At 61.6% G+C, this 18844-nt stretch carries 17 protein-coding genes; 5 read left to right on the forward strand and 12 right to left on the reverse strand.

Annotated features, from left to right (window positions below):
• Positions 1-14 precede the first annotated feature (14 nt).
• From AB0M48_RS35060 to AB0M48_RS35085, 6 genes are all read right to left on the reverse strand, one after another.
• The gene (locus AB0M48_RS35060) at positions 15-1070 is read right to left on the reverse strand and encodes a site-specific DNA-methyltransferase (RefSeq protein ID WP_363850052.1); all 1056 of its coding nucleotides are present in this window, start codon (positions 1068-1070) and stop codon (positions 15-17) included.
• Complete coding sequence (locus AB0M48_RS35065) at positions 1067-2032, reverse strand: replication-relaxation family protein (RefSeq protein ID WP_363850055.1); 966 nt, start codon at positions 2030-2032, stop codon at positions 1067-1069. Before AB0M48_RS35065 ends, AB0M48_RS35060 begins: the two co-directional genes overlap by 4 nt.
• The gene (locus AB0M48_RS35070) at positions 1995-4175 is read right to left on the reverse strand and encodes a type IV secretory system conjugative DNA transfer family protein (RefSeq protein WP_363850058.1); all 2181 of its coding nucleotides are present in this window, start codon (positions 4173-4175) and stop codon (positions 1995-1997) included. Before AB0M48_RS35070 ends, AB0M48_RS35065 begins: the two co-directional genes overlap by 38 nt.
• A gap of 810 nt (positions 4176-4985) precedes the next feature.
• Positions 4986-5684, reverse strand: a complete 699-nt coding sequence (locus AB0M48_RS35075; RefSeq protein ID WP_363850061.1) for a hypothetical protein — start codon at positions 5682-5684, stop codon at positions 4986-4988.
• On the reverse strand, positions 5681-6769 hold the full coding sequence (locus AB0M48_RS35080) for a hypothetical protein (RefSeq protein ID WP_363850064.1): 1089 nt from the start codon (positions 6767-6769) through the stop codon (positions 5681-5683). The genes AB0M48_RS35075 and AB0M48_RS35080 overlap by 4 nt, the downstream gene beginning before the upstream one ends.
• Positions 6770-6774: 5 nt before the next feature.
• Entirely contained in the window at positions 6775-7566 is a 792-nt protein-coding gene (locus AB0M48_RS35085) for a hypothetical protein (protein ID WP_363850066.1), read from the reverse strand.
• Between the two features lie 136 nt (positions 7567-7702).
• Between AB0M48_RS35085 and AB0M48_RS35090 the strand changes: the two genes are divergently transcribed.
• From AB0M48_RS35090 to AB0M48_RS35100, 3 genes are read left to right on the forward strand one after another with little or no spacing between them, the layout of a single operon-like run.
• Positions 7703-8089, forward strand: a complete 387-nt coding sequence (locus AB0M48_RS35090; RefSeq protein WP_363850068.1) for a hypothetical protein — start codon at positions 7703-7705, stop codon at positions 8087-8089.
• A 51-nt stretch (positions 8090-8140) separates the two neighbouring features.
• Positions 8141-8683 (forward strand): hypothetical protein, encoded by a 543-nt coding sequence (locus AB0M48_RS35095; protein ID WP_363850071.1) that lies wholly within the window; start codon positions 8141-8143, stop codon positions 8681-8683.
• A gap of 53 nt (positions 8684-8736) precedes the next feature.
• On the forward strand, positions 8737-10455 hold the full coding sequence (locus tag AB0M48_RS35100) for a hypothetical protein (RefSeq protein WP_363850074.1): 1719 nt from the start codon (positions 8737-8739) through the stop codon (positions 10453-10455).
• Positions 10456-10548: 93 nt separating this feature from the next.
• On the opposite strand, the gene AB0M48_RS35105 is transcribed toward AB0M48_RS35100, so the two are convergent.
• The 6 genes from AB0M48_RS35105 to AB0M48_RS35130 all read right to left on the reverse strand — a co-directional run bounded on the left by AB0M48_RS35105 (position 10549) and on the right by AB0M48_RS35130 (position 14633).
• Positions 10549-11004, reverse strand: a complete 456-nt coding sequence (locus AB0M48_RS35105; RefSeq protein WP_363850315.1) for an NUDIX domain-containing protein — start codon at positions 11002-11004, stop codon at positions 10549-10551.
• Positions 11005-11006: 2 nt separating this feature from the next.
• The gene (locus AB0M48_RS35110; protein WP_363850077.1) at positions 11007-12167 is read right to left on the reverse strand and encodes a DegT/DnrJ/EryC1/StrS family aminotransferase; all 1161 of its coding nucleotides are present in this window, start codon (positions 12165-12167) and stop codon (positions 11007-11009) included.
• Between the two features lie 95 nt (positions 12168-12262).
• A complete protein-coding gene (locus tag AB0M48_RS35115) occupies positions 12263-13318 on the reverse strand; it encodes a Gfo/Idh/MocA family oxidoreductase (protein WP_363850080.1) in 1056 nt (351 codons plus the stop codon).
• Between the two features lie 126 nt (positions 13319-13444).
• On the reverse strand, positions 13445-14035 hold the full coding sequence (locus AB0M48_RS35120) for a hypothetical protein (protein WP_363850082.1): 591 nt from the start codon (positions 14033-14035) through the stop codon (positions 13445-13447).
• On the reverse strand, positions 14032-14289 hold the full coding sequence (locus AB0M48_RS35125; protein WP_363850084.1) for a hypothetical protein: 258 nt from the start codon (positions 14287-14289) through the stop codon (positions 14032-14034). The genes AB0M48_RS35120 and AB0M48_RS35125 overlap by 4 nt, the downstream gene beginning before the upstream one ends.
• Before the next feature lie 155 nt (positions 14290-14444).
• Entirely contained in the window at positions 14445-14633 is a 189-nt protein-coding gene (locus AB0M48_RS35130) for a hypothetical protein (protein WP_363850086.1), read from the reverse strand.
• A 169-nt stretch (positions 14634-14802) separates the two neighbouring features.
• Between AB0M48_RS35130 and AB0M48_RS35135 the strand changes: the two genes are divergently transcribed.
• Positions 14803-16194: a helix-turn-helix transcriptional regulator gene (locus AB0M48_RS35135; protein WP_363850089.1), complete on the forward strand. Its 1392-nt coding sequence runs from the start codon at positions 14803-14805 to the stop codon at positions 16192-16194.
• Positions 16195-16453: 259 nt separating this feature from the next.
• Positions 16454-18730, forward strand: coding sequence for a hypothetical protein (locus AB0M48_RS35140; protein WP_363850091.1), 2277 nt, complete (start codon positions 16454-16456; stop codon positions 18728-18730).
• Positions 18731-18844 lie beyond the last annotated feature (114 nt).

Genomic DNA, 18844 nt, shown 5'->3' on the forward strand with positions numbered 1-18844 from the left:
CTTTCCTCCTTTCGCTATGCATTGGTGTTCTCATCGGACGGTGTGACTTGCTTCGAAGTGCGCCACTCGGCAAGACGCTGCTCAGCCATCGCGGCGTAGGACGGGTTCAACTCGACGCCCAGCCAGTCGCGGTGGTGTTGCTCGGCGGCGAGCGCGACAGTGCCCGCTCCCAGGAACGGATCCAGTACACGGCCGGGACGCCACGCTTCGTGCCTGCAGTTCGCTCGCAGCAGCCCTACTGCGAGTCGGCGCCCATTGATCATCTGTGGTGCCCTGCGCCAGGGCACAGCGCACACGGTGCAGATGCGTTCAGGGCATGTGCTCAGCAGCGGGCGGCGCACGAGGTCGAGCGGGAACGTGGCAAAGTGCGCGCCCCGGAAGCTGGCAGTGCTGAACTGCCAGACGTCGCCGGGATTCTTGCCCAGCGGGTGGCTCTGCACGCCACGTGCCTTCATCTCGGCCAAACCGCTGTTCAGATCGACGCGCGGTGTGGTTCCTCCGCCCAGGTTCTGCGCGGCTGAGCGTGGCGGGTAACCGGGCCGAGCCAGCTTGCTGGCGGTCATGGTGGCGGTGGCCGGCTCGCGGATGGAGTCTAGGTCGAAGTAGTAGTGCGGCTGCTTGGTGAAGAGATAGATGAACTCGTGTGTGGTGGTGAGGCGATCGCCGACGGAGGACGGCATCGGGTTCTTCTTGGCCCACACGATCTGGTTGCGCAGGAGCCAGCCTGCTCGCGTTAGTTGTAGGGCAACACGTTGTGGTGCAAGCAGGAGACTCTTCTTCGCTGCTCCATCGCGAGGTGCGCGGGCATAGGAATCGCCGAGGTTGAGCCAAAGTGCTCCCGTGGATGCGAGGACGCGGCCGATCTGATGGCACACCGCAGCAATCTCGTCAGCCCAGGCGTCCACCGAGGACTCGCTGCCGATCTGGCTTTCGTGCCCGTAGTCGCGAAGGCTCCAATATGGCGGACTTGTGATCACGCAGTCGGCCACACCATCAGGGAGTTCAGCCAGCCGAGTTCGGGCGTCTCCGATCAGAACGTGGTTGAGGGGGAGTTCGGGCTTGGTGGTCATGACGCACCTCCTTCGGGTAGTGGCTGAGTGAGATACGGAACGGCTTCCGTAGTGAGGCAAACCTCGAACAGCGCGTGTGCTTCTCCTGGCAGACGCTTGAGCGCGCGGCGAATCGAGTTGGCGCGGTGCACGGACGGCACGAGCCACCACACCTTCGGATAGGCCCCAAGCTGGCGCTGCTCAAGCCCGCTTCGCCAGTGCGCGATGTACACCTCGCACTTGCGCACGATCGTCGGCAAGGACTCGGTATCCATGTCTTGCTCGATGAACGCCAGCACCTCGAACTCGCCGATGCCGAGACGAATGAAGGCATCAGGCTTGAGCACGATCACGTGACCGCCGAGGCCGCCGAAACGGCGCCACGCTTCCGGCTCGCCCGCGAAGTCGATGAGTTCTGCGAGTCCTAGGCGGCTGGCCTCGACCAGTTGTACGTACAGCTCGCTGACTGCCAGCACATGTGATTGGAAGGCGGGCTTGGTCTCGATCACCCGGCGCCGGCGCCGCGGTTCAGCCGTCGAGTCGAGCGCGAGCACGGCGTGTCCCCAGCCACTGAGGCCGATGACGTAGCCCTCGCTTCCGGCCCTCATCCCACCGACTCGACGCGAGAGCCGCACGATGAGGTCGAGTTCAGCGAGGCGTCTGATTGCGTTTCGCGCCTTGCGTGCCTGCGTGGTCAGGTCGCCAACTGTGAAGTGGAGTCTGCGGAGCTGGCTCCCGGTGAGTAGACGAAGTCGAGCAAGATCTCGAAGCATGCCGAGGTCGCGCTCAGAAAGCCGATCGCGAAGCCGGAGGGCTCGCCCGCGGCCACTCACTGGACACCTCCGATGGGGGCGAAGTGTCGGTGGCGCGAAATGAGCATCATTGCTGGCCAAGCGGCTGTGTACTTGATGCGATAGGTAGGGCGAGCGGTAGGAGGACAGTGCGTCACGATGTCCTCCTTCGCACGAAGCCGACACCTCCATCAGGGGTGTTTCCGCCGCCGTCCTGCCACCGCTGAACCAGCCGCGCGTCGATCTCCTCGGGTGACATGCCGAACTGTTGTCGGATCGCCTGTCGCGCCGCGGTGGGATCTTCTGTCGGCTCATTGAGTGGCGAGGTGCTGACGATGAACGGACGGCTAGTTGCGCCGTCGACGAGTACCTGCGCCGCAGCATGGAATGCCGGGAGGCGGAGGAGTTCGTCCGGTGTCATGGCCCCACCAAGGACGCGCGCAAGTTCCTTGGCGTCGGCTTCGGCTGGTCGGTACACCATGCGGGTACGGGCGTTGGCGAGTACGGCAGCCTTGAGGTTCGTTGTCAGCTGAGGCAGTAGCTGGTGCACCAACGTGAAGCCGTTCTCAAGCGCGCGGGCCGTGGCCAACATGTCACCGAAATCCATGCCATCAACGAAGTTCTGCCACTCGTCGACGATGACGGAGACTGGCCGCCTGGCGTCCCTCGGGACCATCGACTGCCGCTGGATGGCCTCTCGGAGCTGCCGAAGCAGCAGTGCACCGAGCAACTTGGCCGTTTCCGGGCCAACAGAGCCGGTGTTGAGGCTCACCAGCACGATGAGCTGTTCGTCCTTGAAGAGATCATCGAGTTGGAGAGCTGGGGCCGTCTGCCCGAGAAGATGGCGAAGTGGGCCGCGAGCAGTCCACGCCCGCGTCTTGTTGAGGATCGGCATGACGACGCGGGAACGCTCCAGCTCGCTGAGGCCGTCGAACCACGCCGCCCACGGAGCGATGGTCAGCGGGTCACTCACTTTCGCGAGCACGCGGCGGCGGAAGCCGTCGTTGGTGAGTATGGCGGGGACGTCGGTGAGCGTGCCGTCCTCGAGGCGCGCAGCCATGATTAGGGTGTGTAGCAGAATGTCGCTGCTGCGTGGCCCGAGCGCTGTGCCGAACAGCTCGCGGAACAACCCGAGTAAGGAGTCCGCCCGGCGTTCGGCGTCGGCCACGGGACCGGCAAGCGGGTTGAATCCGATGACGGGTCCCGAGACTCCTGGCTCAACAAGGCGAACCTGCGGCCAAAGCTCCTTCGGCATGCGGGCCAGCACATCGGTCACGAGATCGTCCTTGGGCTCTACAAGGAAGATCGAGCGACCGGCCTTGATGTCTTGAAGCACCCACCTAGCCAAGGTGGTGGACTTGCCGGCGCCTGTGGGCGCAATGAGGTGCACATGCGAAGCAAGGCTCTTAGCTGGGACGCGAACGGCTCTGTCCGTGCTCCGCGGGTGGGTGCTGGTGCCGACGATGCGTTCGGTGGTGCGTTCGGCATCCTGGTCGCTTAGCAGCAGCGAACGCGGTGGTGGTGCAAGCGCCGTGTCTTGCCCAGGTGCCTGCACGCCGTCGACAGGCCAGCCCAGAAGTGCGGCAAGCTCGGCGGCGTTCACCGTGCCGCTCCAGCTTCGCGGCCGTCCAGCGGGCATGAACAAGCTTCTCGCGATGTTCTTCAACTGCCAGCTGTCGACCATGCGATTGTTCGGGCCGGAGGCATGTGCAAGGGCGCTCACGGCGGGCCCGATGAGCTGAGTAGCACGGTGTGTGGTGGTGGCAGTAGCGCCAACGCGGCCTCGGACGCCGAACAACGGTTCGGCAACCTTGGTGCGCCAGGCGGCTTGATCCCCGCTGGTGGGTTTTGGCATGGGCCTGAGCCCGAGTGCTTGCAGGGGCGTAAGGCGCGCTGAAGGCATCGAGCGTGCGTGACTTGGCCCCACGATCCACTGGAGCACCACGCTTTCGTTCTGCCCTAGCCGTTGCCGAAGCCCCAGAAGCCCGGTGGCGACGGAGGCCGCAGTGTCGAGCCGGAGCGGGTACGCCATGTTGGTAGGCCGCACTTCGCGTGCGGTGGTCGGCAGCTTTCTCGGCGAATCCTGGACTGTCACCAGCGCCAGGTTTGGAACCTGCGCCGCTAAATCACCGGCGAAGTGACGACCGAGACGCTCGTCGTAACCGACGAGCCAGCGAACGGACTCCTTCGACAGCCATAGCTCGAACAGAACAACGGGCTGCACGTTGGGGATCCCGAAGCTCGGGCGCCCCGCGAGCGTTCGGACGAGGCCCGTGACGTCAGCCAAGCTGAGGTTCCGAGGAGGAATCACCTCGCGCCACATCTGGTCACTCATGACGCTGCTCCTCGGTGGAGCCGTCGCCGCCTTCAGGAATTTCGGCGTTCTGCGACTTCCTCTCCTCCGCTTGCTGCAGGCGAGCAAGGGCGATGCACGCGCGGGCCAGTGTGAGAACGGCTGGCTGCACATGAGGAGTTGCTGTAATTACTACACTGGGTTCTTCGGCTGACCCGGACATGACTTTCCTCCTTTCGATAGCTCGAAACGAGATGGGAGCACATGCCAGCAACACGCTCTGCGCTTGACGACGATGCGCAGTCTGTGTGTAAATGGGATGTGTAATCCTCGTTTTCGAGGGTGCTGATATGGACGTGGGCTCTGCGCCGCTGTGGGCGTCGTAGAGGTGTCGGCCAAGACTTTCCTCTGCGAGCTGTCGCATGTGGCGCTCCACTGTCCGTTCTAATTATCTGCTAGAAGTTTAAAGAAGTTATTTATTTCTCATTAACTTTGCGTATTCGACAACACCGATCGGTGGCCTCTGACCTCTGGAAGTAGTGCGGCCGAATGTGGCTCATACAGAGTGCTGTACGGGCCTACTTCCTCCGTGACCAGATCCAACGGATCGCGGCGATCACAAGCCAAAGTGCTACGCCGAGGCCGACCCACGGCCAGTAGCTGTACAGGTAGGTGGCGGTTACTTGCAGAACCACGCTTGCTGCGCAAAGTATCAGGATAGGACGAAGGACGAAGCCGAGAGGATCGTTGAACGGGGACTTCCTGTGCTCGCTCATGATGTCCTCCTTGCTTCTGGAGAAGGCCGCAGCGATGCGGCTTTTTCTGTGTTGCTGTACGAATCGTCTGCGGGAATCAAAGCTCGGTGGTTCTGTGGGTCATGAGACCGGCGAACAGCGCATAGGCAACCGATCCAGGCGGGTCGCCCTGGTGGACTGGCGTCACGGTGATCGAAGGATCGAAGCTGTGTCCGCTGGCATCGCTACCGAGCAGCACTGCGTGGACGTCACCGGGGAAGGCCCCAAGCTCGGCAAGTACCTCTTCGACGTTGGCATCCAGAAGCGCGAAGTCGCTCAGTACTACAAGCGTGGCTTCGTGCTGCGCATGCGACTTGGCGAGAGCAACTGCTCGGCGCAGCGACGGGCCAAGTTCACTAGACCCGTGCCTTCCCGTTGGTGGCCGAAGCCCTTGGCGTAATGCCCGCACCGAACGCGACATAAGAGGCCGCGGGGCGACATCTGCATCGCAGGGAGAGTCGAAGTGAAGCACCGCAGCCAGTTCTCGCCGTGAACCCCGCCGAGCGATGGTCCTGAACGCCCAGTCCATCTCGGCGTAGCGGTTGGCGAGTGGATCGCTACCACCCGAACCGGTGACCGACGCCGAGTCGTCGGCTACGGCGATCAGGAGTGTCGGCACCGTGGCAGGCCGGCCGGGGTCGCCAAGGTCGTAGTCGACTGCGGCGGCACCTGGCTTTCCTCGCTGATTCGAGCACGACCCACCGAGCAGGTGCGGGTTGAGCAGTGCTGACGCCTGGAGATGCTGGTCGAAGTTCATCGAGCGTCACCTAGTCGCGCACGCCACCCGATGGCACCGTGGGATTCCCCTGGTGCGAAGCCATGTCCAAGCACCCCGGGGTTGTTGCGCTGCACGCGCCACCCGAGCGACTCGACTCTCTTGGCTGCGGCGTCGCCGCGGAGCTGGGCCTCGATGTGGATGGACTTCGCGGTAACTTCGTGCGCAGCCTTGTCGCTGAGCGCCTTATGGCTTGCCAACGCGAGATAGCGCTTCTCTGCGATGGTGACGCGCTTCTCCATCGAGGAGAGCAGATCCGCCACGTCGTCCGCCGCCGAGTACGCCAGCAACCCTGATGCCAGCGCTGTGGCAGCAGCTAGCAAACCGAACGTCAGTCCGGAAATGCTCCCCTCAATGGCCGCCCTGAGCGCGAAGATGCCGACGGCCACGAGCGCCACCACCACGAGCGACAGAGCGCCGATGAGCTTCACGATCGACGTGCCGCCGGTGGAGGCCGTAAAGAACCGCTGGTACCGCCGTTCGTCTTCGCTCAGTGATCCGGGGTCGCGACGTCGGGCTTGGGCCATGCGCATGTCCTTCAACTCGGCGCCCACCAAGCCCGAGCAGGCCGCAGCCACGCCGGAGGCGAGAGCTTGGAAGAATGCGATGATCGGGACGTCACCGTTCACCACTGCGGCCGACCACACGCCGCCGGTGTCACCGAGTACGAGCGTGATCCAGGCGATCCAGTAGCGGAGCTTCGCACCAGGCTCCCGCCGGACGTACGGGGCGAGCACCTGTATGGCGTGCTGGCGATCGACCTGAGCGGCAACAACTTCCTTCCCCGCTTCGACGAGAACGAAGGTCGTTGCTGCAGCGGGTGCCTCAAGCGCCGCAGCGCTTTCTACGTATGGTCGTGCTGAATCCTCACCGCTTGCCGCCCACGCCGCTTCCTGTTCGTCAGCGAGCGCGGCGTATTCGATCTCGGCGTAGGTGGCGCCGAGCTGAGTGGGCCGGGTCTGAGCGCCGACGTTGTTTAGGCGCGGCAGCGTGATCTGATCGGCTTCATCCGTCCAGGTGTCCACGGACTGCATCAGAGTTGAGGTGCGGGTGGTCGACGGCTTCATCGGCATTAGCGGGTGGCGGTGGCGTAGTCGCTGACGGCCGTGCATGAGCTTGCCTCGGTGCGCTGGCACAGCTTGGTGTAGTAGCTGACCAAGCCTTCGACGACCGCGGACGGCGGCGCACCTTCAGCCACACGCCCCAGCCCTGCGACAACCACGGACGCTCCGGCAAGCTTCGGAACCGCCGGCTGTTCGGCCAGACGTTCAGCTTCCTGCCTGCTCAAAGCTCGGGCGCCCAGATCCACTCCGATGTTCTGGAAGCCGTCGGAGAAAACGGTCAGGTCCAGGCAGTAGTTACCGCCGAGCTGTTGCTTCCACTCGGCCGCGAGCCGGAGCTGTGCGGTGATGTCCGAGCCAGACTGCGGCAACGCCTGCACGGCCGGCGCGTACGCCGAGCGCACCTTGTTCATGACATCGCTGACGGCTTCCGGCACGCGCTTCAACCGGGCGTTCTCCGTGGCGCCGTCCATCTTGAGCGCGCCGTCGAACAATACGGCGGTGGCCGCGCTCGAGGAGCTGAAGACCGTCACGCGCAGGTAGCCCGAACACACAGCGGTGCGGCGGGCGATGGCCTCGACTGCGGTCATGCGTTCGGCCGCGATGGCGTCCGAGTTGCTGGAGCCGGTGCCGTCGATCTGGACAAATGACGCAGGCGGAGCCGCCGGGTCACAGGTCTTCAGCAGGTCCTGATCGGCGCCGAGTTCGCCACGGGGCGAGGATTCGAAAGCGCAGCCGCATGTGAGAGTCGCGAGAATAAGAGCAGCCGCAGTGAGTGCGCGCTTGCTGTCCTGAGTAAACATGACGAGGTGTCCCTTCAGATTGTTGGTTCTAGGCTGAGAAAAACCGGGGCCGACGCGCAGTCGGCCCCGGAGAGCTGGCTAGTTAGAAGGACTGTGTTCCGGCGTTCCGATAGCGCGCGGGCTTGTGCTTTCTGGCTTGAGCCCGGCGCGCGCTTCGTTGCATCTTCTTCGGGTTGACCACTGGAAGGAGCGGCATTTCGGCGCCGTTCGCTTCGTTCTGCAACGCGCGAGAAAGCCTCTCCATCTGCACTTGCTGGACTTCGATGAGCTGACGTTCTTCGGCGTGCATGTCTTTGGTGTGGCGGTTGTGCGGCATGGCTATTCGCTCCTCTTCGGCCTGGGCTTGTCGGCGGATTCGCCGATTACGGCCAACGTAGGAAGCGGAGCCGAGGGTGGCTACGGTTTGCCGCTCGACTTGGCGCTCTCGTCGTTGCTAGGCGGCAAGTCGAGCGGCATCTCCATAGAGGAGGATTTGGCGGCCATAAGCGTGCCTGCGGGTGCCGCTGACGGGCTCAGGGCTTGAAAAAGCGGCAATCGTGGTTCATAGTTGATCTTGTAAATAAAGGGAAATACCATGAATCATGAACAAATGCCAACAGCCGAACAGGAACGGCGGTACGAACTTCCCGTAGATGTATTTAACTTAGAAAAGCTGTCGCCTCAGCAGGTTGCTGGCCTGGTTGAATCAATCTGCGAGATGAACGACGAAGAGCAGAAGACTGCCACGCCATTGAGGGCAATTAGTGACCTCGATATGATCATATGTGCGGATCTTGAGCGCCTAACGGAACGATCCCCTGATAAAGCGCTGGAAGTGTACTCGGCGCTTACGGTTACCGACAATCAGTGGACAAAGGCGACGGGCATGCTTCACATAGCGGAAGCGCTCGTTCGGCACTATGACGCTGATTCGGAGAACCGAAATCTTGTCATCGACAGTTGTATCCATATGCTAGAAGATCGAGAGGAACTGGTACGAAACGTTGCTGACGAAATTCTGTATGGACTAATCGAAGAAGAGCTGCTTGATGATGCAACGGCAACGGCCGTCGTTGGACGGATGGAGGAAGCTCAGATGCGCGTCCGAGCTCGTGCCGCAACGGGGCGAGCGAATTAGTACGATCCGGTAAAGCGTGGACTATACGTCACCAGGATGTGCATACTTGCGATGTGGAACGCGACAGCTTGATCGACAAGGTCACGGAGGAGCTGAACCAACTTGCTCGGCGGGTGCTGAGTCGCGCCTTCGAAGGGGCGGGAAAAACTATACCGCTTAGCCTGCCGAAGCTTAAAGAAATCTCGGGCCGCCTTGCGCCTGGGGGTTGGGACGCCGCGACGCTTGAGCGTGTTCTACGCTTCGGCATAGAACAGCTCGACGAAAGTTTTGAAAAGATCAGTTCTCGGGAAGCGGCGTTCCTGCTCTTCAACCTAGACGGGGGCCCAGATTTTCCGCATGTCGTTTCTGTGGATCTGGAAATTGTGGATGGCAAAAGATATGGTCATCTATTTAGGCGTCTAGCGCACACTGCCGGCCTCTTTAATGCGAACAGCGGAGTTCGGCAACGGGTGGCAAAACTACGTCGATCGTTGGCGATTGTCCTTGTTGACGCGGCGTACTCCTTTGAGGTTCAGATGGATCCTCACGGGATTTCGAGTGTGGTAGCGACTGCGTCGCCAGACGTGCAAGTTGCAGATACCTGTGCTGCCTACGAGGATTTCCTTAAGTTAGCGCCATCGCTTGAAGTGATGGATGAGGGGCAATCAATCCAGGCGGTGAGGGATGCTTTTGAGGCAGTCGATGAAGCAGAGGCCTATCACCTAGCGCTTCTGCTGAACTTCGATCCGCCGCTTGTTCGCCAAGCTAGTGAGTACCTACTGGCCGAGGAGATGCCGATTGCAACCGCATGCAGCATAATTTCGGCGGATGCCGGTGTTTTCCTCGACGCACTTGCTCGTCGAATGCGGCAACAGCGGCCAACTCGAAGGATCGAGCAAACAATCGCTGAGCTTGAGCGTGAGCACCCTCGCTCGATTGAGGCGTTGGACTTTTTTGCCTACACGCACCATGAGCGAATCTCTGCCGAGCACGTCATGTCGTATCTTATGAGGCTTCCGCTCATCAAGCAGACGGAGCGTACGCATGCACTGCTCGTGTACGAGGAGGCTGTAGAACCGCTGATTGACGCAGGACTCGTAGAACATCACGGTCCATTTGCTCGGGTTAATCCGCTTGCACAATGCATCTGGCGCAAACTTCGCGCATCTCGTAAAGACGAGGTTCGACTCAGGGTGTCGCAACTAGATTTCGGCCTTGAGCGCCCGCTCCGTCACGCATTTACGCTCGCCGAGGAGCGCTGGAGTGTGACTACAATTGCGGGCCGTTGGCTTTCTGAGCTTGCACTCGTATCCAGGCTAGATCTTGGTAGTTCATCACACGTGGTTGAAGAAAAGTTGTGGCCGCTCGTTGCGCAAGAAGCGCGGCGAAGGTTTGCGTATAGTGCGTGCGCTTCGGTTTTTTTCCGGCACTCTTACAAGATGGCTGAAAAGAATCTTCAAGAAGCTGAAGACCTTCTCGCGGCAGGCGAGGTGAAGATGAAGTGGAGCCGCGTGGATTCGGTCGAGCTTTTCGATTCGTATGATGCCATGGACTGGGCTGAGATTGCGGAGGCCATTAAAGATATTTTGCAATGGCTGAGAAGTGTCATTGACCAGAGGCGTGCAGAGCCTGCATCAGTCGGATTGCTTAAGGATATATATGGTGAGCTTGCAAATCGAGTTGTCCGTAACTCTGCCGAGGCTTCTATTGTTACTGGGATCGGATCAATTCCGATTCCGGCCTTGTTTCCTGCCGGTTGGGTTCCTCGCTCGCGAGCCAAAGGAATATCATGACACATATTGGTCATGTAGCTACGCGTTAGATTGCAGCTGGCACCCGGCGCGGTGGCGCCCTGACCTGAGCCAGGGGCGCCACCGCGGAGACTCTCAGTTCGCCTGCAGCTCGCGATACGCCTCGAACACCTGCTTCACTGCATCGGTCACCGGCAGTTCCTCCTCGATCGGCGCCCACTGGAACTCATCGTGTTCCTGCAGCACCACGGGTTCGGGCGCGGTCACGGTCACGGTCACCACAAAGTTGAACTGCCGACTCTTCTTGCCGCTGCCCGAGAGGTAGTCGAAGCTGCCGAGATACGCCGTGGCCTCGGCGACTTGGAGTCCGGTCTCCTCCTCGACTTCGCGCACGAGGGCCGTCTTCAAGTCCTCGCCAAGCTCTACCTTGCCGCTCGGCAACTCGAAGATGCCGCCCATGAAGTCATCTGCGGGCCGCTTGAGCAGCAGCACCTTGCCCTCACTCTCGACCACGGCTCCCACTACGAGTTGCGCTACCTCGTCCGCTTCGGCCTCGGTCACGAGCCGGTCGAGCAATGCGGAGTCGATCATCTTCATCCCTTGAGGTCGTGGTGGTGCTCGACCACCTTCTTGATGCCATCCACGTAGGCACGCGCGAGCGGCACATCTTCCTCCCGGTGCCAGACCGGAAGCTTCAGGGTGTGGTGGTGAACCGTCTCGGCGATCGGGAACTGTCCCGGCCAGTACTGCACGTGCTCCAGCTCTCGCTGAAACGGGAACAACGCACCCGGATCCTGGAACAGCGGCAGCTGGTTCAGCGGACAGGTGGATCCGGGCCGGTCGACCTCCCTGAGACCTTCTGTCAGCAGCGCCTGGTGGAAGCGCTCGACGGGAAGGCCGCCGAGTTCATCTGACACGTAGGTGAGCGGCAAGCCGTACCACGCGGCCTGATGCTTGTTCGGCAGCTGCGGCACCGAGATGCCAGGAACCTCTGCGAGTTCGGTGCAGATCAGGTTCGCGATCTCGGCGCGGCCGGCGAGGTACTCGTCGAGGTGAGCGAGCTGGTCGAGCGCGAACGCCGCGGCCAGCGGGTGGATGCGGAACTTCAGCCCCGTCCCGGTGATGGCGAAGCGGTGCAGTGTGGAACTCGACGGGATCTCGCTGCGGCAGCGCTTGTTGTAGTGCGCGAACATCAAGGTTCGGTAGTACACCTCGTCGTCGTTGGTGAGCATGAAGCCGCCCTCACCCGCCGACAGCGGCTTCGGCCCGTTCATCGAGAACGCCGCCGCCTTCCCGAAACTGCCCACCTTCTGCTCATCGAGGCTGGCGCCGTGTGCATGGGAGCCGTCCTCGATGAGGGCCAGGTGGTGCTCCTGAGCGAGTGCTCGCAGGGCGGGCATGTTGGCCGGGATGCCCCACATGTGCGTGGCCACGATCGCCGCGGTGTTCGGCGTGATCTTCCCCGCCACCTCCGTCACGGAGATGTTGCCGGTCTCGTCGCAGTCGGCCAGCACCGGAATCGCTCCGAGGTGGAACAGAGGCGTGGCCGTAGCGAAGAAGGTGTAGGCGGGCACGATCACCTCGTCGCCGGGCTCGATTACGCAGGCGGCGTAGGCCGCGTGCAGCGCCGCCGTACCCGAGCTCATCAGGACGGCGTGCTTCACACCGAAGTAGTTGGCCAGTGCGTCTTCCAGTTCCGCGATCACACCGGAGCGGTCGTAGATGGAGATGCTCTCGGTGAGCTGCTCGGCCACCACCTTCTGGCTGCGATCGGTGATCGGAGGCCAGTTGAAATGTGGCGCAGGCTGTCGGATAGCCGGGTTTCCACCGAGCAGTGCCAGGGGCGAGTTCACAGCAGCTCCTTCGGATTGACGTGTGTCTGCGAACGGGCGGACTCGTAACAGCTCTGGATGAAGGCCAGGTGGGCGAGGTTCTCGCTCGGGCCGCTGACGTTCTCCCGCATGCCCTCGATCACCCGGCAGAAGTGGTTGATCTGGCTCACCGCGGCCGAGGGCCACGCCTGCTCGCGGGAGAGCGACTCCAGTACTTCGCCGCCGTTGGACAGCCGGCGAATCCGGCCACGTTCGAGGTGGACGATGCCCTTGTTGCCGATAAGGCGGATCTCTTCAGCCTTCGGGCCGATGAAGCGCGAGAGCAACAAGGAGCCGTAGAGCCCGCTGTCGTAGCTGAAGTGGATGAGCGCGGTGTCTTCGGTGTCGTAGCTGCGATCCGGCCGGGCGCTTGTGGAGATGTCGGCCAGCAGGCGATCCGGCAGGCCGAAGTACCAGAGCAGCATGTCCACCAGGTGGTAGCCCATGTCGATGATGCAGCCACCACCTGCCTGCTCTGAGCGGCCTCGCCATCCTTCTGAGGGATCGGTGGTGTGCATCGTGTAGGCCGCGTTCACCATCATCGGCGTGCCGATCTGGTCTGCCAGCTGCGGGAAGCAGGTGTAGATCGGGTTGAAGCGCCGCTGCAGCGTCACCATGAGGCGGATGTCGGCCTCCTTGCACACTTCCGCCAGCTGCTTGGCCTCGGCGACCGAGGTGGCGAACGGCTTCTCCTTCAGTACGTGGATGCCGTGCACCGCCGCCAGTTCAACGATTCGGCGCCCTTCGTTGTGCGGCACGCACACCACAGCGAGATCGAGCTGCTCAGCGGCGAACATCGCTTCGGCATCCGTGTAGCCGGACACACCAAGCTTGAACTGCTGTTCGCGGAGTACTTCGCCGCTTGAGTCGCAGATGGCCACGAGCTCGGCAGCGTCCGAGCCGAGCAGACCCGGTATGTGATCTTCCAACGCTTGCTTGCCGAGACCAACCACACCAGCACGAAGCTTGGTGGCTCGCTCGACTACTTGAAGCCCACGCTGACGCGTGAGCGGCAGCTGTGCCAGTTCGGTCATGAGCTGCGGTTCCCTCCTCGATAGAACGGTGCTGATGAACGCCGCGCCCTGTCGCTCAAAGGTGGGCGCGGCCAAGCGAGTAGCGAGCCGTGGGTGAACGCCATCGGTGTCGAGCTGTTCTTGGTCTCAGGAACGGTCGGCTCCGGCCCCATCACTGGCGTCGAGTGCCCGGAGTCCACTAAGGACGCGTCTCAGGAGCTGCGGATCCTGCACCGCAACGCTGTCGCGAACCGGGCCTTGAAGCCGCTGGCGCCGCGGGATGCCGGCCGGGGTGTTGAGCCCGGGCTCTTCTTGGGCCAGCCTGCTGCGGACGGCGCACCACATCACTCGTCGGCCTCGGCCTGGAAAGTCGTAGCCACCATCGTCGGCGGAGCTGGCAGGGAGCGACGGCGGTGCTTCTGTGCGGGAGTCCCAGACCTCGACCACGACGGCTCGCGGAACCAGGCGCAGGCGAAAGGCCAGGTAGTTCAGAACTTCCGGCCTTCCGCTCTCGGTGGTGATGGCTTGCTGAACGAGTGCTTTGGCGACATCGCCAAGCTCTTGCTCGCACGCAGGCGCGAGCTGCCACTTGATCGCGGCGTATCCCACCAGGAGCCGGGCACACGTGATCGCGCTCGGTACGGCCACGAGGTCAAGTTCGAACACGCGAACCTCGCCACGGGGCTGAGGAAGATGCGACACCACAGCACCCTGTTCGTGAGCTTGCAGAAGAGTCACGGTGCGGCTCCTGTACGGAGTTCGGGAAACAGCACCAGTACGCGGGTGCCGTTCTTCGACTCCAGCAGCTCCTTGATCGCCAGCTGCACACCTTCGGCATGCCCAAAGTGGTGCAGCGCAGGCACGAGAACGTGCGAGGCCTCGCCCTCATCTACTGCGGCGAGAAGCTCAGCGAAGGCCGTGGTGTGCTCGAAGTACTTGTCCACGAGGACGCGCGTGATGACAAAGCCTTCGAGACTGGCGAACGCCGCCATGGTGCGGCGCAACACCTCGACGCGTACTTCGGGTGTATCTGGCCGCACACGGAGGTAGCAGAGGAGCGGACGCTTGCCGGATGGGCGGCAGGATCGGCGGTGGGCTTCGGGGGGTGCGCAGCACCGCCGACCCTGCCTGTCTGGGGGATTCACGGCTACAGCACCGCCAGGTTGTGATCGGCCAGCACTACTTGCTGGCACGGCCAACTGGTGCCGCAGACGGTGCAGCACTCGGCGGTGTTGAGGTGGCAAGCGAACACCGCGACGGCGATTTCGGTCAGGCGGTCGAGCGTGCGGAGTGGATCGAGAGCGCCAACGAGCGTCAGCGTCTTTTGCCTGGTCATACCCTCTCCCGCCGCCGTTGCTGTCCGGCCGGGTGTGGCCGTACTCTCACCAAACCGGTTCGTAATGGGCCAAACACAGGGCGTATGGATCGGCGGTTTCCGGACATGAACCGGACGCCGGGGCGATGACCTGGCCAAATGGGAGGCCTGGCGCACGGGGAGAGGGGCGATGGTGGACGAAAAACCAAGTCCGTTCGCCAGACGGCGCGAAACGATGGGGTTCTCCCAGGAGGCCCTTGCCGAGCGCCTTGGCATCGACGTGCGCACCGTCCGCCGTTGGGACACCGGCGACTTCGTCAAAGGGCCCCAGCCGTGGATCCGGGACAAGCTGGCTCGCAGTCTTCAGGTCACACTTGAAGGACTTGACGAACTCCTGACGGCTACCGTGAAGCACGAGGCGTTGGTGGTGGGCGAAGTGGTTTCGCCTGAGATCACGACGGTGCCACCAGGTGCGGTGATGCTTCCGGTTCTGGTGGACGGCAAGCCAGTCCTGCTGCCCGTCGATCCGAAAACCCTTGCGGGAAGCGGGTTTCCCACCTTCGCCACGGAGAGCCGAGAGGACGCGATGAGCCCACTAAGCCGCCGCTCTCTGCTGAGGTTCAGCTTGGTTGCCTCGGCGCTCCCTGCCCTGGATGTTGAGGCGCACCAACACATCGCCGCAGCAATGGAAGATGCGCGCCGCTATTTCGACACCGATCTGGTGCAGCGCTTGAAGGCGCAGCTCGTCAGCTGCAAGTCAAGCGACGGTGGCTCAGAGGCAATGAAGACGCCGCCACTCCCGATCGTGCTCGGAATCCTTGGTGCGATTGAGGAAGCTGCGCGTGAGGTGCAGCCGGGTGTGCGGCATCAACTGCTCTCGCTCGGTGCGGAGTGTGGAGAGTTCGCAGGTTGGTTGTACCGAGATGCCGGCGATCTCACCCGAGCCTTGTATTGGCATGACCGCGCGATTGAGTGGGCACAGGTAATTGGGGACACCACCATGCAGGGCTACGTGCTCCTCAAGAAGGCACAGCTCGCTTACGACGAGCGCGACCCGCACCGCATGCTCGATCTGACTCAGGCTGTACGCGGTGGTTCGTGGACCTTGCCACTTCGCGTGCAAGCTGAAGCAGCGCAACAGGAAGCGCGCGCTGAAGCCATGCTTGGAGCGTCGCTTGCGTCCGTCGAGCGAAAGCTCGGCGAGGCACGGCAGCTGCTCTCTAGCAGCATGAGCCAGGAGTGCGCACTTGGCGCGCACTACAACGACACGCTGCTCACCATGCAGACGGCCGTCTGCCTCACGGAAGCTGGGAAGCCGCGCCGGAGCGTCGACCTCTACAGCGAGGCACTCACGGAGAACCACTTCTCCTGGCGTGACTACGGCTTCTTCCTCTCCTGGATGTCGGCGTCTTTGGCGCTGGCCGGCGAGCCGGATGAGGCCGCAAGGACAGGTTTGGAGTCGGCGAAGAGGGCGAGCAGCTCTAGCTCGCAGCGCACGCGCCGAGAGTTGCAACGTGTTGTCGAGGTGCTCACGCCGTGGCAGAACCGCCCGGCGGTCAAGGAGCTGCAAACCGCCCTCTAGGGCATCTTAGTTGTAGCAATCTTGTGCCTGGCCGTCATGGCATTGACGCCGAACCAGTAGGTTTCCTCAGACCAGCTGGTGTGGTCCGCCAGTGCTTGCAGCGATCATCTACTGCTGTCACGCGGACATGAATAACACTCATCAGCGATCACTGCATTGGTCCTTTTGGGTAGAGAAGTCAGATCAAATGCTGGAGGTTGTAACGGTCAGCGTCCGGGCGTCGAAGTGACATGTAACTCACTCCGACGAAGGAGAAAATGTGCGCGCCACCAGACTCCTAGCATGCGTCGGAGCATCTCTTGTATTCATCATGGGCTTCGGCATGATGAATCTGTTTTGGCTCAACTCAAGTGCCTCAGCGCAGCAACTTCCCGGCCTGTATGACTTCTACTCGGCAACTTGGGGTGACGGCATTTTTCTGCCGGTCGCTACGGCCGCATTGATCGTGATTCTTTCGCGGGTCGATGGTGCGGGTCAGCCAGTGCCACGTCCGCTCATATTCAGCCTGGCTGGGGCTGGGGTGCTGATAGGTTCGGTCGTGCAAGTTATGTGGCTGTTAGATCCCGCCCCGCGACTTAACTGGACGCTGCCCGAGCCGCACCGCTTTACGTTGGCGGGTTGGTACCACGCCGCCTTCTTTGCCGGGGTGAGTAGCGTATTTCTTGTGCTGCTTGGAGTTCTCCTTTACCGCTTGACCCGGCGCCGCAGATCTACTTCGCCCAAGTCGGGATCGCTCCATGGAGCACCCCTTACCACTTTCGTCCTTGCGGAGGTCGGTTTCGCCACCCTGGTGGTTCGGGATGGTATCGACAGTCCTTTCACCTTCGCTCAGCTTGCTACCTGGGGTGCGGTAGCATCGGCCGCTATCGGTGTGTTCGTCCTAATTATCATCGTAGCCCGCGACTCAGCGCTGGGTGTGTTATTTCGCGTACCAGCGATCCTGATATGGGTCAGTACGATCATCATCGCCACCTATCTGCCTTGGCACTATCGGATCGCCATCTTCGGCGTAGTGGCGCTGGGGGTCTGTGTTGCACTCGTGCTTGGAAGAGAGGCGCAGAGCCTGACCTGGGCGACAGGCATACAGCTTGTTGCTGCCACATTCGTGTCCGTCACTTATATGTCCGGGGCGATCAATCAATGGCCAAACAACATAACAGTAGCTTTGATAGCGCCTATCGTAGCGATGGGTGCGTGTGCACTCTTCTTGTTGAGTGGGTTTGGCTTCAAGGTGTCGTGGGTGGACTTACTTGCGGCTGGTGTGCACCTGCTAATCGTAGCCGCAGCTGGTCTGTACCTGACCGATGCTGGAATCGTGGCGAACCCCATAGTGCTCACCACGGCTCTCGCGCTTGCTTCCTTCCTGCAGGTGACAGTCACGCGTCAGCTGACAGATCATCGTTTTCAGCGCCTCGTCGAGGCTGAAAGTGTCGCTGACAAGACGGAAACCATGGAGGCTGCTGGGGCGGCGACAACGGCCGAATCTGAAAGAGCGCGTCATGCTGTTGCGAGCGTGAAACGTGAGGTATGGACGTGGATGGTAGGAACCTACTTTGCGGCGGTCGTAGCCGTTCTCACTTTGACCAGAGGCGCAGTCGTAAGCAAAGGGTTCCAGCCGGGTGGCGAAAGTGAGTGGCTCAGCCTGATAGTGCTTCTGTTCGGTGCGGGATTCGTATGTCTGCTCGCCGGAACAACAGCTTTGCTTGCTAGGTACTTGCCGCAGTCTAAACGGCGTCAGCTATGGGTCTTCTTGCCAGCTATTCTCGGAACCGCGGCGTGGGTGTGGCTAATAATTTCGATTCAAGCTGTCCCGCATCGATTTTACTATGCACCGTGGGCGTGTGCTGCAGCTATCGTGATGGGACTGGTTACCTATGAGTCCATCATCAGTAATGTAAGTAGATTGAATCGCGAAACTCCGACCCCTGTGTTGTATGTTACTGCCGTAGGACTCGGGATGCTGTCGGCAGTCAACTCCTACTGGCTTCTTGCCGGCGTTGCTAGTGGACCGGGTATACCGGAAACTCAGTTAAGAGCGCTGGGTGCAGTGGTCATCGTGGTCGTGGTGCAACTGACGATCCTGATGTGTGTCGGGTACGCAGCACAGGCTGGCTTAAAGAAGCTTCGAACGCGGTACACCACATCTTTCAACTTGTTCCAAGATGGCATCCTTTTTCTGGGGCTGACCTTCGTCTTCGGCTTTGTTCCCTTGTTTGTGTATCGCCATCTTGAGCCCTTGACCATGCAGCGCTCCCTGGAAATTGCCTTTGCGCTGGGGCCAACTTTGACCTTCGCCGGTGGCCTGATGGTGATGACCTTGATGAATAACCGAGAGCATCTGCGGCGTAAAGAGGAGATCGCTGACGCCACGGAAGACTACGACGGAATGCCGATCGCTGCCCTGAAGTCACATATTAGGTTCCAGAATCGGATGGCCATCACTCTTGCTGCGATCACCTTGGTTGGGCTTGCGAACGCCATGCAGAATATCAAGGAGCTGCGGGAAATTATTTTCCATGGAGACATCTACCGGTGATCCAAATACAGCTGGCTGAGCGGCGTCGAGGTGCTGGCACTGTGGAGAGCATCCGATCGCCGATGCGAGCCGCTGTGTGGCTGCTCAAGCGCTGATGTTGCCCTAGATTGGCGT

This window comes from Lentzea sp. NPDC051208 (genome assembly GCF_040682435.1).
GTDB lineage: Bacteria > Actinomycetota > Actinomycetes > Mycobacteriales > Pseudonocardiaceae > Lentzea > Lentzea kristufekii.

Coding starts and splice junctions, on each gene's coding strand:
- AB0M48_RS35115 (WP_363850080.1), bottom strand. CDS start 13,318: ATGACCGAACTGGCACAGCTGCCGCTCACGCGTCAGCGTGGGCTTCAA.
- AB0M48_RS35060 (WP_363850052.1), bottom strand. CDS start 1,070: ATGACCACCAAGCCCGAACTCCCCCTCAACCACGTTCTGATCGGAGAC.
- AB0M48_RS35085 (WP_363850066.1), bottom strand. CDS start 7,566: ATGTTTACTCAGGACAGCAAGCGCGCACTCACTGCGGCTGCTCTTATT.
- AB0M48_RS35130 (WP_363850086.1), bottom strand. CDS start 14,633: ATGACCAGGCAAAAGACGCTGACGCTCGTTGGCGCTCTCGATCCACTC.
- AB0M48_RS35075 (WP_363850061.1), bottom strand. CDS start 5,684: ATGAACTTCGACCAGCATCTCCAGGCGTCAGCACTGCTCAACCCGCAC.
- AB0M48_RS35135 (WP_363850089.1), top strand. CDS start 14,803: ATGGTGGACGAAAAACCAAGTCCGTTCGCCAGACGGCGCGAAACGATG.
- AB0M48_RS35105 (WP_363850315.1), bottom strand. CDS start 11,004: ATGATCGACTCCGCATTGCTCGACCGGCTCGTGACCGAGGCCGAAGCG.
- AB0M48_RS35065 (WP_363850055.1), bottom strand. CDS start 2,032: ATGGAGGTGTCGGCTTCGTGCGAAGGAGGACATCGTGACGCACTGTCC.
- AB0M48_RS35070 (WP_363850058.1), bottom strand. CDS start 4,175: ATGAGTGACCAGATGTGGCGCGAGGTGATTCCTCCTCGGAACCTCAGC.
- AB0M48_RS35080 (WP_363850064.1), bottom strand. CDS start 6,769: ATGAAGCCGTCGACCACCCGCACCTCAACTCTGATGCAGTCCGTGGAC.
- AB0M48_RS35095 (WP_363850071.1), top strand. CDS start 8,141: ATGAATCATGAACAAATGCCAACAGCCGAACAGGAACGGCGGTACGAA.
- AB0M48_RS35125 (WP_363850084.1), bottom strand. CDS start 14,289: ATGGCGGCGTTCGCCAGTCTCGAAGGCTTTGTCATCACGCGCGTCCTC.